Raw genomic sequence first — 14,707 nt, forward strand, 5'->3', positions numbered from 1 at the left:
CCGGGGAAAGCCGTAAGGTTGGTCCGTACGACAGGAACTTCGACGAAGGAGGCGCTGGGTGATCGAGCTCGAGGGGGTTCCCGAGCTGATCGACCCGGTCATGGTGGCCGCGTTCGAGGGGTGGAACGACGCCGGTGACGCCGCCTCCGCGGCGGTCGCCCATCTGGACCGGGAATGGAAGGGCGAGGTGTTCGCGGCGCTCGACGCCGAGGACTACTACGACTTCCAGGTCAACCGGCCCACGGTGTGGCTGGACGGCGGCGTCCGGAAGATCACCTGGCCGACGACCCGGCTCTCCGTGGTGCGGATCGGCGGCGAGAAGCCCCGGGACCTGGTCCTGGTGCGCGGGATCGAGCCGTCGATGCGCTGGCGTTCGTTCTGCAACGAACTGCTCGGCTTCGCCCACGAGCTGGGCGTGGAGATGGTGGTGATCCTGGGCGCGCTGCTCGGCGACACCCCGCACACCCGGCCGGTGCCGGTCAGCGGCGTCACCTCCGACCCGGACCTGGCCCGCACGATGGACCTGGAGGAGACCCGCTACGAGGGCCCGACGGGCATCGTGGGCATCCTCCAGGAGGCCTGCACCCACGCCGGCGTCCCGGCGGTGAGCCTGTGGGCGGCGGTGCCGCACTACGTGTCGCAGCCGCCGAACCCGAAGGCGACGCTGGCGCTGCTCAACCGCCTCGAGGACCTGATCGGCCTGCGCATCCCGCTGGGCGAGCTGCCGGAGGACGCGCGGGCCTGGCAGCTGGGCGTGGACCAGCTGGCCGCCGAGGACAGCGAGGTCGCCGAGTACGTGCAGACCCTGGAGGAGGCGCGGGACACGGCGGAGCTGCCGGAGGCCTCCGGAGAGGCCATCGCCCGCGAGTTCGAGCGCTATCTGCGGCGCCGCGACCCGGGCCAGGGTCCGGGGCCCGGGGTGGCGACCGAAGGCGGCGAGACCTCGTACCTGAGGGACGGTCCGGGCGAGCGGACCCGTCCGCCGAAGCCGCAGCAGCCGGGTCCCGAGGCGGTCCCGGGCGCGGACGGGGACACACAGGGCGGCTCGGACGCGGAACGGGGCGAGGAGTCCGACGGCGACGACGCCGAGGAGTGACCGGTACGGGAGGGGCGGCGCGACCGCCCCTCCCGTACGCGTCTTTCCTGCCCGTGGTGGCCGGACGCCCCACCAGGACCGGGACCGTCAGGCGCAGTCGAACCGGGCGGCCGCCCAGTCCCCGTGGTCGCCGCTCTTCGTTCCGTTGGTGTCGGTGATCCTCAGGCGGACGTGGCGGGCGCCGGTCACGTCGACGTCCACCGGGACCGTGGCCGAGGCCCCGGTCACCCGTGGCGAGGTCCACAGCACCCTGCCGTCGGCCTCGACGGAGAAGGCCACGTCACCGTAGCCGGCGATCTCGTCGTCGATGCCGACGTCGGCGGTGAAGGACGTGCAGCGGCCGCCGAGATAGACCTCGATGTCGGAGTCGGCGTGGGCGCCGATGCCCTTCTCGTAGGTCCTGCCCGCCAGGGTGAGGGTGTGGCCGTCGGCGGCGCCCGACTCGCCGTTGGAGCGGTCGCGTTCGGGCGGGCCCCAGCCGTTGGCCGACTTCAGCCACACGAGGTCGCTCGCCCAGGCGGGCGCGGTGGGCGGTGGCGGCATGACTCCGGCGGCGAAGCGCAGGCTCGCGGTGAGGTCCGCGCCCGCCGCGCGGTGCCGGGCGGTCGCGGTGAGCGTGGCCTCGCCGGGGGCGGCGTCCGCGGCCGGGGTGACGGCGAGCTCCACGCGCCGGGTGGTGCCGGCCGGGACGCGGGCGATCGGCGCGACCGGGGCGACCTGCCAGCCGGCGGGGACGTCGAGGCCGACCTCGACCGCGGTGGCATCCCTGGTGCCGGCGGTGACGTCCACGGCGACGGTGCCGGGCACGCCGGCCCCCAGTTCCTGGCCGGCGGACGCCGTGAGGGTGGCGGCGGCGCCGGGCACGGCCCCGCCGACGGCGCTGGTGCCGCTGAGGACGAGGGTGAAGGCACGGTCGGTGGGCTGGGCGGCGGTCTTGACCCGGACCACTCCCCCGCGGTCGTCGCGGTCGTACCACCAGCCCTGCGTGGCGGCCTCGAAGGCGGCCTTCGTGGTGTGCCGGGCCAGCGCGCGGCCGCCCAGGGTGACGGCGCCGGGCGCGTCGCCGGTGTGGACGGTGAAGTGGTACGGCCGGGCGGCCGGCTTGCCGGTGTGGTCACCGACGCTCGCGCCGATGCGCACGGTCACGTCGCCGGCTCCGCGCTGCGGGGCCGTCACCTCGGCGCGCTGGGTGGCGTACCGGCCCGAGCGGTGTTCGCGGGTGACGCCGTCGTCCTCGTACAGCTCGAAGGAGGAGGTGCCCTGCGGGTAGACGTCCCAGGCGATCGGGTCGCCGGGCCTGCGGTCGGTGGCGGAGCGGATGCCGCCGGGCCACATGGGGACGACGGCGCCGGCCCGGACGAACAGGGGCAGGGTGTCGAGCGGGGCGCTGTAGTCGTCGAGGGTGACGGGGCCTTCGTAGGTGCGCCCGGTGGCGTGGTCGATCCAGGTGCCCTTGGGGAGATAGATGCCGTCGCGCTCCACGGCGTCCTTGTAGACGGGCGCGACGAGGAAGTCCTCGCCGCTCAGGAACTCGTACTTCGCGGCGTCGGAGGCGGCCACCGGGTCGTCGGGGTATTCGAGGACGAGGGGCCGGGCGAGGCCGACGCCGGTCTCGGTGGCCCGGTGGGCGTGCGAGTAGATGTACGGCAGCAGGGCCTCGTGGAGCTTGAGCGAGGCCCGGTTGATCGAGGTGTAGGGCTCGCCGTAGCGGAAGGGCTGCTTGTCGTGGTCGGCCCAGCCGTCCATGGTCATGGTGACCGGGAGGAAGGTCTTCCACTGGAGGTCACGGGTGTACGTCCGGGGGCTGCCGCCGAAGATGCCGTCGACGTCGCCGGTGGTGTAGGCGAGCCCGGACATGGAGGCGCCGGCGTAGGTGGGTATCTGCCAGCGGATGTACTCCCAGCTGCCGGACTGGTCGCCGGACCACTGGACTCCGCAGCGCTGGGCGCCGGACCAGCTCTCGGGCGCCCAGGTGAAGCCGCGCGCGGTGCTGTTGGCCTCGATGCCCGCGTGGGCGGCCTTGCATCCGTCGAGGGCGAACTTGTAGCCCTCGCCGACCCAGGCGACGTCGAGCTTGGCGACCCGCTGACCGGCCCTGACCTGGTCGGCGAGCTTGTCGAGGCCGTCCTCGGTCCACAGGCCGAGCTGCATGCCGCGCTGCTGGAGGCCCTGGGCGGTCTCGGCGAGGTTCTCGTAGCCGCAGCCGTAGCCGTCGTTGACGAGCATCCAGCCGTTGGGCATGTCGTTCTGCACGTAGCCGTCGGCGACCTTCAGGGCGTCGAGGGTGTGGCGTTCGCCGCGGTTGGCGTTGTGCAGGTAGCAGTCGGCGTCGCCGATCTCCAGCCCGTAGACGGGCGGGAGGAAGGGTTTGCCGGTGAGCCGGGTGTACTGGCCGATGACGTCCTTGAGGGCGTCCTTGCCGTCACCGGCGAAGTAGTAGGCGTCGAAGCGCTGTTCGCGGGCGGTGGTGGTGACGGGCTCGCCGAAGGCGTAGGTGTTCGGCGCGTACGTGTTGCGGTAGACGCCGTAGCCGGCCGAGGAGAGGTAGAACGGGACGGAGTTGGGGTGGCCGCCGTCGTTCCAGTTGTAGTCGACGCCGACCTCGACGGTCTTGCCGCGGTGGGAGGTGTTGCCGCGGCCGTTCTGCATGCCGGCGCCGTAGAACTGCTCGTCGGCGCCGCGGGCCAGGGTCTGGACGGTGCGGTCCTGGTTCCAGGTGAGGCCCTGCGTCTCGGTCCACAGCGGCGTGCCGTCGGCGCGGAGCGCGGCGAAGCGCAGCGGGGACTTGTAGGCGCGCAGGGTCACCCGGGCGGTGCTGAGTTCGTAGCGGTCGCCGCGGTCGGCCCAGCGGGTGGCGGGCGGCGGGCCCTGCGGAAGGACGATGTCGTGTCCGGTGGGGTCGGTGAACTTTCCGTCGGGGGCGAGTTCGATGCGGAAGGTCTCGTCCGTGACGAAGCTGACCCGGGCCTCCGCGTGGCCCGCGGTCAGGCGGTAGACGGACCCCTCGGCGGCGAAGCCGGTGACGGCGCCGACGGTGGTGTCGGACGGCTCGGCGGACGCGGGGCTTCCGGGTCCGGCGAAGACGGCGAGCAGGCCGAGGAGTGTGCCGGCGACTGCAGCTCTCATGCGCATTGATGATTGCATGGCGTCTGTTTAGCGCAGATTCGAGCGTGGCGACAGGACAAAAGGAACCGCCCCCGGACTTCCAGGGGAAGTCCGAGGGCGGTCGGGCAGCCGGAGGCGTCGCCGGGGACGGCTACAGGGCGACGCCGAGCAGCGCGTCGACGGCACGGGAGACGAGCCCGGGGGCGGACTCGTCGGTGCCGCCCTCGGCGTCCTGGAGCGCGACCCAGCGGTCGACCGCGGCGAGCGCGGCCGGGGCGTCCAGGTCGTCGGCGAGGGCCTCGCGGATCTCCTCGACGAGCGCGTCGGCGGACGGGCCGTCGGGGCGCGAGACGGCGGCGCGCCAGCGGCCCAGGCGGGCGACGGCGTCCTGGAGCACCTGGTCGGTCCACTCCCAGTCGGCCCGGTAGTGGTGGGCGAGCAGGGAGAGCCGGATGGCGGCCGGGTCGACGCCGTCCCTGCGGAGCCGGGAGACGAAGACCAGGTTGCCCTTGGACTTGGACATCTTCTCGCCGTGCAGGGCGACCATGCCGGCGTGGACGTACGCCTTGGCCATGGGGAACTCGCCGGTGAGGGCCTGGGCGTGCGAGGCGCCCATCTCGTGGTGCGGGAAGATCAGGTCGGAGCCGCCGCCCTGGACGTCGAAGCCCATGCCGAGGTGGTCGAGGGCGATGGCGACGCACTCGATGTGCCAGCCGGGGCGGCCGGGGCCGAGGCTGGCGCCGTCCCAGCTGGGCTCGCCCTCGCGGGCGGCCATCCACAGCATCGGGTCGAGCGGGTTCTTCTTGCCCGGCCGGTCCGGGTCGCCGCCGCGCTCGGCGGACAGGTGGCGCATCAGCGCGGTGTCGTAGTGCGAGACCTGGCCGAAATGCGGGTCGGCCTCGACGGAGAAGTAGATGTCGCCGTCGAGCTCGTAGGCGGCACCGGCGTCCCGCAGCCGCTCGACCAGCGGGACGATGCCCGGTATGGCCTCGACGGCCCCGATGTACTGCTGCGGGGGCAGCATGCGCAGGGCGGTCATGTCCTCCCGGAACAGGGCGGTCTCGCGCTCGGCGAGGCCGACCCAGTCGATGCCGTCGCGGACGGCCCGCTCGAGGAGGGGATCGTCCACGTCGGTGACGTTCTGGACGTAGTGGACCTGCCGCTTGGTGTCGAGCCACACGCGCTGCACGAGGTCGAACGCGTTGTAGGTCGCCGCGTGCCCCATGTGGGTGGCGTCGTACGGCGTGATGCCGCAGACGTAGATACGGGCGACGGGGCCGGGGTCGAGGGTCACTCGTCCGCCGGTCGACGTGTCGTGAATCCGGAGGTCGCGGCCCTTGCCGGGCAGGGCGGGGACCTCAGAAGCGGGCCAGGCATGCATGTCCTGAGCGTAACCGGACAGGTGTTCCGGATACGAACCGCACCCGGGATCTTGACCGAATAGGCGGTCTTGCGGGTCAGAGCCGTTCGTGCATACCCCTAGGGGGTGTGGCGCGTCCGCGGGAGGTTGGCGGAAAAGCATCGGTCCGCCGGGGCAACACCCGCCGCTACACCGGCGGCCAGGGGATGGCTGGCCACCGCCCCGACGGTACGGGATGCCGCCCGGTCCCGCGCAGCCGGGCGACCCGCGCCCGCAGCGCGTCCACCTCGGCGGCGGTCAGCAGCGCCGCGAGCCGTTCCGCCAGTGGAGTGCCGGGCGCGAGCCGCGCGTCGAGACCGGCCAGCACGGCGACGGCCTCCTCGGTCAGCTCCTCGCCCGCCCAGCCCCACAGCAGGGTGCGCAGCTTGTCGTCCACGTGGAAGGAGACGCCGTGGTCGATCCCGTACAGATGTCCGTCGGGTACGGGCAGCAGATGCCCGCCCTTGCGGTCACCGTTGTTGATGACGGCGTCCAGGACGGCCAGCCGGCGCAGCTGCGGGCTGTCGGCGTGGACGAGCAGCGCCGTGCGGTCCTCGGCCACCTGGGCGGGGCCGACGGCCTTCCAGCCCTCCCCCGGCTCCTCGTCCTCGACCAGCGCGAGCAGGGCCGCCTCCGGGTCGGCCTCGACCCACAGCTGCACCATGCCCTCGCCGTACGGCCCGTCCCGCAGCACGGTCGGCGGGACCAGGCCCCAGCCGGTGGCCTCGGACAGCTCGAAGGCGGCGACCTCGCGACGGGCGAGGCTGCCGTCGGGGAAGTCCCACAGCGGGCGTTCCCCGGCGACCGGCTTGTAGACGCAGTCCGCCTCCTCGCCCGCGTACGCGACGGAGCAGAACAGCACCGCGTTGGACGCCTCGCGGACCTGGCCGCGGACGGTGAGCTCACCGCGGCCGAGCAGTTCGAGGACCGCGGGAGTCGTGGGCGTCGCAGGGGCCTGATGGCTGCTCATGCGCCGCGACGGTATCCGTTCTGACGCGGGCAGACATGGCCCTCGGGGTCGAGCGGCAGGCTGCACAGCGGGCACGGCGGCCGGCCGGCGTTCACCACGTCGAGGGCCCGCTTGGCGAAGGCCCGGGCCTGGGCCCCGGTCAGCCGGACGCGCAGCATCGGCGGGCCGTTCTCCTCGTCCTGGAGCAGCCGCTCCTCGGCCTCGGCGAGGTCCTCCTCGGAGTCCGCGTCGAGCTCGACGAGGGCCTGCGCCTCGACGATCATCCGCTGCTCCTCGCCGTCCCAGGCGAGCGCCATGGTGCCGACCCGGAACTCCTCCTCGACGGGGGTGTCGAGCGGGGCGGTGTCCGTGATGTCGGCGGGGGCCATCGCCGGTACGGGGGCGTTGCCGCCGGTACGGCGCACCACCTCGTCGAGCAGTTCGTCGATCCGCTCGGCGAGGGCCGCGACCTGGGTCTTCTCCAGGGCGACGCTGGTGACCCGGCCGGCCGCGGACGCCTGGAGGAAGAACGTACGGCGGCCAGGCAGCCCGACCGTGCCGGCCACGAAACGCTCCGGTGGGTCGTAGAGGAACACCTGACGGGACACGTTCCTGACTCCCTTGGCTCTCGGCTGTGGTGCTGCTGTCGTGAACGCTGCTCTCGTGGCCGCCGGTGTCGCGGAACGGCCCTACAGCGGCGCGTCCACCCTACTGCGCGGATGGATCACGGTGCGCCCGCACCGCCCCCGACCTCGGCCTCCCCCTGTCCGCCGGCGGTCTCGCGCGGGGCGAGGGCGGCCAGGTCGCCGGTGTCGCCGAGGCGGAGCAGGAAGGGACGCAGGCGCGTGTAGCGGATCGCGGTGACCGAGCAGGGATCGACCTGGATCCGCTGGAAGAGGTCCAGGTGGAGGCCGAGGGCGTCGGCGACGATCGCCTTGATGATGTCGCCGTGCGAGCACATCGCGTAGACGGCGTCCTCGCCGTGCTCGGCCTCGATCCGGGCGTTCCAGTCGCGCACCGCGTCCACGGCCCGCGCCTGCATGGCGCGCATGGACTCCCCGCCGGGGAAGACGGCGGCCGAGGCGTGCGCCTGGACGACCTGCATCAGCGGCTCGTCCATGAGCTCGGCGATCTTGCGGCCCGACCAGTCGCCGTAGTCGCACTCGCTGATCCGCTCCTCGGTGTGCAGCGGCAGCCCGGGGCGGGCGTCGAGCAGCGGGCGCACGGTCTCGTGGCAGCGCTGGAGCGGACTGGAGACGACGGCGGCGAGCGGCACTCCGGCCAGCCGCCCGGGCAGCTCGACGGCCTGCGCGGCGCCGCGCTCGTCGAGCGCGACGCCGGGCGTGCGTCCGGCGAGCACCCCGGAGGTGTTGGCGGTGGAGCGTCCGTGCCGTACGAGGATCAGGGTGACCATGGGGGCCAGCGTAGGCGCAGGCACGCGCGCGTGGGGACGCCCGAGCGGCCGGACCGCTTCCCCGCGGGGATGCGGTCCGGCGGCGATGGGGGGAGAATACGGCGCGTGATCGTGGACTCAGCCATCTATCGGCGCGGGCAGCGGAAGGAGAGCCCCGCCGACCTGTCGGACGCGCTGGCGGAGGCGCGGTCGAGCGGCGACGCGTTCCTGTGGGTGGGCCTGTACGAGCCGACCGAGGCCGAGTTCGAGCATGTCTCCTCGGAGTTCGCGCTGCACCCGCTGGCCGTGGAGGACGCCCTGAAGGCGCATCAGCGGCCCAAGCTGGAGGTGTACGACGACTGCCTCTTCGTCGTGCTCAAGCCGGTGGTGTACGAGCCGGAGAGCGACCGGGTCAGCTCGGACGAGGTGATGGTCTTCGTCGGCGACTCGTTCGTCGTGACCGTGCGGCACGGGGCCGGCAGCCCGCTGACGGCGGTGCGCAAGCGCATGGAGGCCACGCCGGACGTGCTCCGGCACGGGCCCACCGCGGTCCTGTACGCGATCAGCGACGCGGTCGTGGACCACTACATCGACGTCGCCGGGGAGCTACAGATCGACCTGGAGGAGCTGGAGGCCGACGTCTTCGCGCCGTCCGGCGGCAGCCCGAAGCGGACCGCGGAGCGGATCTACACGGCCAAGCGGCAGGTCCTGGAGTTCCGCCGGGCGGCGAGCCCGCTGACCGCGCCGATGGCCCGGCTCGCCACGGGCACGGTGCCCTTCGTGCACGACAAGGCCACGCCGTTCTTCCGTGACGTGCAGGACCATCTGCTGCGCGCCAACGAACAGGTGGAGAGCCTGGACCGGCTGCTGTCGGACGTGCTGTCGGCGCACCTGGCGCAGATGGGCGTGCGGCAGAACGACGACATGCGCAAGATCTCGGCCTGGGCGGCGATGGCCGCGGTCCCCACGATGGTCGCGGGGATCTACGGCATGAACTTCGACCACATGCCGGAGCTGCGCTGGGTGTGGTCGTACCCGGCGCTGCTCCTGCTGATGGCGGGGACCGTCCTGGGCCTGTACCGGCTGTTCAAGCGGCGCGGCTGGATGTAGGGCCGGGACGCAGGCGAAGAGCCGGTGCCTCAGAAGGCCGGGGCGGGCGTCGCGGGCCCTCCCAGGGCGTCGCGCCGCTCGGGCATCGTCAGGCCCACCATCCGGTGCCATCCGGCCGCCCGCTCGTACGCGTACATGCCGTGGATGCCGGCGGCGAGGGCGGCTGCCTTCGCCTTCGGCCACCGCAGGATGCGGCCCATGTGGCTCATCACGGCGAGGCTGACGTCCCGGTAGACCTGGATCTCGACGAGCGCGGACTCCCGCAGGGTGCGCTGGATGAGGCGGCCGTGGCCCGCGTAGTTGAGGCGGAGCAGCTCCTCGTGGCAGTAGGCGAGGTGGTTGGTCTCGTCGTTGTCGATCATGTGGATGGCCTTGCCCAGTTCGGGGTGGTCCCCGAAGTACTTGACCAGCATGTCCATCTGGTCGGCGGCCCGTTGCTCGGTGACCCGGCTGTGGCTGAGGTAGACGACGATGTCCCGCTCGGTCAGCGGCTCGTCGCGGCGCAGCTTGTCGTGCGCGAGGCCGATCCCGCGCTTCTCCAGCAGCATCGTGTAGTCGGTCTCGGGCGGTACGGGTACGGGATCGAGGCCGCGCTTCCTCAGCAGGGCGTTGAAGATCCGGCCGTGTTTGTCCTCGTCGGCGCCGTGCCGGGTGATCTTGGGAGCCATCTCCCGCATGCCGGGGGCGACGAGGGCGGCGATGCGTCCGTTCTCCCAGCCGCCCTGTGCCTCGCCGCTGGCGGCGATGGAACAGAAGAGCCGGAACGACTCGTCGTTGTCGATGATTTCCTGGAACAGGCTCTTGGCCGAAAGCATGGGTGCCACCTCCATGCGGACGTCCGCACTCCGCACGCCCGTGGAGTACGAGTCAAGACCGCCGTGCCGGGACGGGCAACAGGAGGACGGCCGGCGCTGGGCCGAACGACGTACGGGCCGGGGCGGGCGGGCCGCGCCACGGCCCGTAACCCCGGGGCGCGCTCACGCGTTGTGCTGCGTGACGGCCGTGGCGGGGAAGACCCCCGAGCCCCCACCACGGCCGCAGGCTTGTCCGGGACACGGCCCGGAGCCTGTCGGGGCTGACCCGTTACGCGAGTCCGGCCCGCTCCAGGGCCTCGACGCCGGCCCGCAGCGCCGCGATCCGCTCGTCGAGCGTGAAGCCGGCCGGGGCCAGCGTCAGGGTCGTCACGCCGGCCGCCGCGTAGGCCTTCATGCGGTCGGCGATCCGCTCGACGGAGCCGAGCAGGGTGGTCTGGTCGATGAGCTGGCGCGGCACCGCCGCGGCGGCACCGGCCTTGTCGCCGGACAGGTACTTCTCCTGGATCTCGGCGGCGGCCTTCTCGTAACCCATGCGCTGGGCCAGCTGGTTGTAGAAGTTCTGCTTGCGGCTGCCCATGCCGCCGACGTAGAGCGCGGTGTACGGGCGGAAGACGTCCGCCAGCGCGTCGATGTCGTCGCCGAGGGCGAGCGGCAGCGTCGGGTGGACGTCGAAGCCGTCCATGGTGAGCCCGGCCTTCTCGCGGCCCGCGCGGAGGTGGCGCAGCGCGGTCTCCTCCAGGTGCTCGGCGGCCGGGAAGATCAGCAGGGCGCCGTCGGCGATCTCGCCGGTCTGCTCCAGGTTCTTGGGGCCGATGGCGGCGATGTAGAGCGGGATGTGCGGGCGGGTCGGGTGGACCGTGAGCTTGATCGGCTTGCCCGGGCCGTCCGGCAGCGGCAGGGTCCAGTGCTCGCCCTCGTACGTGAGGCGCTCGCGGGACATCGCGCGGCGGACGATCTCCACGTACTCGCGGGTGCGGGCCAGCGGCTTGTCGAACTTGACGCCGTACCAGCCCTCGGAGACCTGGGGGCCGGAGACGCCGAGGCCGAGGCGGAAGCGGCCGCCGGAGAGCGAGTCGAGGGTCGCGGCGGTCATGGCCGTCATGGCGGGCTGCCGGGCCGGGATCTGCATGATCGCCGAGCCGATGTCGATCCGCTCCGTCTTCGCGGCGACGAAGGAGAGCACGGTCGGGGCGTCGGAGCCGTAGGCCTCCGCCGCCCAGCAGACGTCGTAGCCGAGGCGGTCCGCCTCCTGGGCCACGGCGAGGTTGTCGCCGTCCATGCCCGCGCCCCAGTAGCCGAGGTTGATGCCGAGCCGCATGCCACGTACCCCTTACCCATCGGTAACGTCCCTGTGCCGGGGACTCTAGCGCGCGGTCCCGGCATTCGTCAGGAGCCGGCGGGGAGCAGGGCGCCGACCGGGTCGGCGGGGCTCGGACGGGGGGCCTGTGGACAGGTTGTCCACAGGGTCTCTCCGCGTGGTGCCGTGGCCAGTAATCTCGCGGCCATGGAGCAGAGGCATCTCGGACGTACCGGCCTGCGCGTGTCCCGGCTCGGGCTCGGCACCCTCACCTGGGGCCGCGACACCGACGAGCACGACGCCGCCGAGCAGTTGAAGGTGTTCTGGGACGCGGGCGGCACGCTCGTGGACACCGCGGACGTGTACGGGGGCGGCGAGGCGGAGTATCTGCTCGGACGGCTCGTGGACGAGAGGTCGGGCCTGATCCCGCGCCGCGACCTGGTGATCTCGACCAAGGCCGGCAGCGTGCCCGACCCCGACCGGCGCACGGACGGCTCGCGCGGCCACCTCCTCGCCGCGCTCGACGCCTCGCTCGCCCGGCTCGGCACGGACTACGTGGACCTCTGGCAGCTGCACGCCTTCGATCCGTACACCCCGCTGGAGGAGTCGCTCCACGCCCTCGACATCGCCGTGCGCAGCGGCCGGGCGCGGTACGTGGGCGTCTCCAACTTCTGCGGCTGGCAGCTGGCGAAGGCCGGGACCTGGCAGCACGCCGGGGACCGGACCCGGCTCGCCGGGACGCAGATGGAGTACTCGCTGCTCCAGCGGGGCGTCGAGCGCGAGGTGCTGCCGGCCGCGCTCGACCTGGGCATCGGGCTGCTCCCCTCCTCGCCGCTCGGGCGCGGAGTGCTCACCGGCAAGTACCGGCACGGCACTCCGGCGGACTCGCGCGGCGGTTCGGAGGCGCTCGCGCCGTTCGTCGAGCCGTATCTGGACGACGCCGCGAGCCGGATCGTGGACGCGGTCACCACGGCGGCGGACGGCCTCGCCACCACGCCGCTCCAGGTCGCCCTCGCCTGGGTCCGCGACCGGCCCGGCGTCGCCGCCCCGATCGTCGGCGCGCGCAACGCGCAGCAGCTCGCGGCGGCTTTGTCAGTGGAGAGCCTTAGTCTTCCTGACGAGATCTGCCGGGCCCTCGACGACGTGTCGGCGCCCGTGCACCGCTATCCGGATCACGACTGGAGCACCTTGTGACCGAGCCTTCCGGCGACACCGCGCCGCCCGAGGCGACCGAGACCGCCACCGACGCCCGCGAACCGTCCTCGGGCCCGCCGGACGCACCCGAGGCGGGGCCGGAGGCCGACGGGGCGCCGGGTGCGGCGGAAACCGGGGACACCGACGGCGCCGAGGACTCGGATACGGCCGAGGACGCAGGTACCGGCGAGGACTCGGGTACCGCCGAGGACTCGGGTACCGCCGACGGCTCGGGTACGGCCGACGGCTCGGGTACGGCCGAGGACTCGGGTACGGCCGAAGGCTCGGGTACGGCCGAAGGCTCGGGTACGGCTGAGGGCGAAGGCTCCGGTGCGGGCGAAGGCGGTGCGGAGGGTGCCGGCGCGTCCGAGTTGTCCGAGGCGCAGGCGGAGCTGGCCGCGCAGCGGGATCTGCGGGCGAAGATCGAGCGGCGCAAGGCCGAGCGCGGCTCGCCCGTGGAGGCGGGCGGGAAGCTGACGGGCACCGCCGCGGACCTCCTCGCCGCGGTGCGGGCGGTGGAGAGCGGCGCCAGACCGGTCTCGGTGCCGCGCGTCGAGGCGCCCGAGCCGGCCCGGTCCGCACCGGCGGCGGCCCCCGAGACGACCGTGCGCCCGCCGGTGCCCGAGGCGCCGCTGGTCACCGAGGAGACCACGGCGGCCGTGCGGCAGGTCCTCGCGCGCGGCGGCGCGCCCGAGGCGCTCGCCGGTCAGGTCGCCGCGGTCCTCGGCGAGGGCGCCGCTCGGGCGCTGGAGGACGACCCGTGGCAGCTGCTCGCGGTGCCGGGCGTCCGGTCCGAGCAGGCGGACGGTTTCGCGCGGGCGCTGCTGGGCCCGCAGTGCGGTCCCGCCGACCCGCGCCGGGTGGTGGCCCTCACCGCCTGGCTCCTCGACCAGGCGGCCCTGAAGGGGCACACGGCCCTGGAGATCGGCGCCGTACGGGACGGGCTCGCCAGGCTTTCGGTGCCCGAGCCCGACAAGGCCGTCGACCTCGCGGTCTCCGAGGCCGCGGTGCTGGTCTTCCAGGAGGAGGAACAGGACGAGGAGCCGGAGGAGACCGGGGAGGACGGCGAGGAGGCCCGGGAGCAGCCGCGCCCCGAGACGCCGGTGCTGCTGGGCCTGGAGCGCTTCGCGCTCGCCGAGGAGAGCCTGGCCGACGGTCTCGCCCGCCTGATCCGTACGGTCGAGGCCGCGGAGTGGGACGGCCCCGAACTGGCCCGGGCGGCCGGCGCCCACGGCCTCGTGCTGCACACCGGCGGCGAGGCCGCCCGCGCCGAGCCGGCCGCGCTGGCCGAGGCCGCCCGCGCACGGGGCCTGCGGGTCGCGCTCGCGGCGCACACGGCCCGGGACGGGGCGGTGCCGGTGGCCGCGCTGCTGTCCGGCGCGGCCGGTCCGGGCCGGGACGCGGAGGGCAGCCTCGCCCTGGACCTGCTGGTCGTCCTGGACGCGCCGCAGCTCGACGTGGAGAGCGCGGCCTCGCTCGTGGAGGCGCTGCCCGACGGCTGCCGGCTGGTGCTCAGCGGGGATCCGCACGTGCTCGGCCCGGCGGGCCCCGGCCGGGTGTTCGCCGATCTGCTCGCGGCCCGGGTCGCCCCGCAGATCGCCTCCCGGGTGCCCGACCCCGGCCCGGTGGGCGAGCTGGTGTCGGGCATCGGCGTCGGAGAGCTGAACCCGGTGGCCGCACCGGGCAAGGAGGTCGTGATCGTCCCGGTCCGGGACGCCGGCGAGGCGGTGCACCGCACGGTGCAGCTGGTCGCCGACTCGATCCCGCGGGCGATCGGCGTGCCGGCGGCGCAGACCCAGGTGATCACGGTCGGCCACGGCGGCTCGGCCGGCACCCGCGCCCTGAACGCCGCGCTCAAGGAGCGCCTCAACCCGGGCCCGGGCCGCTTCGGCGGCTTCGACCCGGGCGACCGGGTGGCCCACTCCCCCGCCCCGGGCCGCACCCGGGTCGGCACGGTCGTCTCGGCCGACGCCGAGGGCCTGCACCTGGACTGCGAGGGCGAGAAGGTCGTCGTAGCGAAGGAGCGGGTCGAGTCCGCCCTGCGGCACGGCTGGGCGCTAACCGCGCACCAGGCGGTCGGGGCGCGCTGGCCGGCCGCGGTCGTCGTGCTGCCCGGCGACGCGGCGGGAGGCCTGACCCGGTCCTGGGTGTACACGGCGTTCGGGCGCGCGGAGCGCCATCTGTCGGTCGTCCACGGTGTGGAGCAGGCGCTGCCCCGGGCGGTGGCCGAGGGCCGGGACCCGGAGCGCACGACGCGGCTGCGTCCGCTTCTGGAGGCGCTGCTGCACGAGGACTCCGAGGCGTGAGGTGAAGACGGCGCGCGCCCTCCCCGCTCTCCACGGGAAGGGC

The 14,707-nt window shown here is 73.8% G+C and carries 11 protein-coding genes; 4 read left to right on the top strand and 7 right to left on the bottom strand.

What is annotated here, in order from left to right; genetic code table 11:
- Nucleotides 1-58: 58 nt before the first annotated feature.
- A complete protein-coding gene (locus tag ACFVGS_RS28040) occupies nucleotides 59-1,096 on the top strand; it encodes a PAC2 family protein (protein ID WP_385694314.1) in 1,038 nt (345 codons plus the stop codon).
- Nucleotides 1,097-1,183: 87 nt separating this feature from the next.
- Here the strand turns inward: ACFVGS_RS28040 and ACFVGS_RS28045 are convergent, their stop codons facing one another.
- The 5 genes from ACFVGS_RS28045 to ACFVGS_RS28065 form a co-directional block, all read right to left on the bottom strand.
- Nucleotides 1,184-4,240 (bottom strand): NPCBM/NEW2 domain-containing protein, encoded by a 3,057-nt coding sequence (locus ACFVGS_RS28045; RefSeq protein ID WP_385694317.1) that lies wholly within the window; start codon nucleotides 4,238-4,240, stop codon nucleotides 1,184-1,186.
- Nucleotides 4,241-4,352: 112 nt separating this feature from the next.
- Complete coding sequence (gene mshC, locus ACFVGS_RS28050; RefSeq protein ID WP_384414524.1) at nucleotides 4,353-5,582, bottom strand: cysteine--1-D-myo-inosityl 2-amino-2-deoxy-alpha-D-glucopyranoside ligase; 1,230 nt, start codon at nucleotides 5,580-5,582, stop codon at nucleotides 4,353-4,355.
- Nucleotides 5,583-5,748: 166 nt separating this feature from the next.
- Nucleotides 5,749-6,603 (bottom strand): SCO1664 family protein, encoded by an 855-nt coding sequence (locus ACFVGS_RS28055; protein WP_384414701.1) that lies wholly within the window; start codon nucleotides 6,601-6,603, stop codon nucleotides 5,749-5,751.
- Nucleotides 6,567-7,157, bottom strand: a complete 591-nt coding sequence (locus ACFVGS_RS28060; RefSeq protein ID WP_384414522.1) for a DUF3090 domain-containing protein — start codon at nucleotides 7,155-7,157, stop codon at nucleotides 6,567-6,569. Before ACFVGS_RS28060 ends, ACFVGS_RS28055 begins: the two co-directional genes overlap by 37 nt.
- Nucleotides 7,158-7,273: 116 nt before the next feature.
- Nucleotides 7,274-7,963, bottom strand: a complete 690-nt coding sequence (locus ACFVGS_RS28065; protein WP_384414519.1) for a histidine phosphatase family protein — start codon at nucleotides 7,961-7,963, stop codon at nucleotides 7,274-7,276.
- A gap of 96 nt (nucleotides 7,964-8,059) precedes the next feature.
- Between ACFVGS_RS28065 and corA the strand changes: the two genes are divergently transcribed.
- Nucleotides 8,060-9,052 (top strand): magnesium/cobalt transporter CorA, encoded by a 993-nt coding sequence (gene corA, locus ACFVGS_RS28070; protein WP_384414698.1) that lies wholly within the window; start codon nucleotides 8,060-8,062, stop codon nucleotides 9,050-9,052.
- A 29-nt stretch (nucleotides 9,053-9,081) separates the two neighbouring features.
- Here the strand turns inward: corA and ACFVGS_RS28075 are convergent, their stop codons facing one another.
- Nucleotides 9,082-9,867, bottom strand: a complete 786-nt coding sequence (locus ACFVGS_RS28075; RefSeq protein WP_385694320.1) for a ferritin-like domain-containing protein — start codon at nucleotides 9,865-9,867, stop codon at nucleotides 9,082-9,084.
- Between the two features lie 268 nt (nucleotides 9,868-10,135).
- Nucleotides 10,136-11,185, bottom strand: a complete 1,050-nt coding sequence (locus ACFVGS_RS28080; RefSeq protein WP_384414514.1) for an LLM class F420-dependent oxidoreductase — start codon at nucleotides 11,183-11,185, stop codon at nucleotides 10,136-10,138.
- 186 nt (nucleotides 11,186-11,371) lie between these two features.
- Here ACFVGS_RS28080 and ACFVGS_RS28085 point away from each other — a divergent pair, with 186 nt between their 5' ends.
- Nucleotides 11,372-12,358 (top strand): aldo/keto reductase, encoded by a 987-nt coding sequence (locus ACFVGS_RS28085; RefSeq protein WP_385694323.1) that lies wholly within the window; start codon nucleotides 11,372-11,374, stop codon nucleotides 12,356-12,358.
- Nucleotides 12,355-14,664, top strand: coding sequence for a helix-hairpin-helix domain-containing protein (locus tag ACFVGS_RS28090; RefSeq protein ID WP_385694325.1), 2,310 nt, complete (start codon nucleotides 12,355-12,357; stop codon nucleotides 14,662-14,664). Before ACFVGS_RS28085 ends, ACFVGS_RS28090 begins: the two co-directional genes overlap by 4 nt.
- Nucleotides 14,665-14,707: the final 43 nt, after the last annotated feature.

Origin of the sequence: Streptomyces sp. NPDC127114, assembly GCF_042677525.1 — a bacterium.
Taxonomy (GTDB): Bacteria; Actinomycetota; Actinomycetes; order Streptomycetales; family Streptomycetaceae; genus Streptomyces.

Excerpts from the sequence above, each read along its gene's own strand:
- ACFVGS_RS28065 (WP_384414519.1), bottom strand. The coding sequence starts at position 7,963 with ATGGTCACCCTGATCCTCGTACGGCACGGACGCTCCACCGCCAACACC.
- mshC (WP_384414524.1), bottom strand. The coding sequence starts at position 5,582 with ATGCATGCCTGGCCCGCTTCTGAGGTCCCCGCCCTGCCCGGCAAGGGC.
- ACFVGS_RS28075 (WP_385694320.1), bottom strand. The coding sequence starts at position 9,867 with ATGCTTTCGGCCAAGAGCCTGTTCCAGGAAATCATCGACAACGACGAG.
- ACFVGS_RS28045 (WP_385694317.1), bottom strand. The coding sequence starts at position 4,240 with ATGCAATCATCAATGCGCATGAGAGCTGCAGTCGCCGGCACACTCCTC.
- ACFVGS_RS28080 (WP_384414514.1), bottom strand. The coding sequence starts at position 11,185 with ATGCGGCTCGGCATCAACCTCGGCTACTGGGGCGCGGGCATGGACGGC.
- ACFVGS_RS28085 (WP_385694323.1), top strand. The coding sequence starts at position 11,372 with ATGGAGCAGAGGCATCTCGGACGTACCGGCCTGCGCGTGTCCCGGCTC.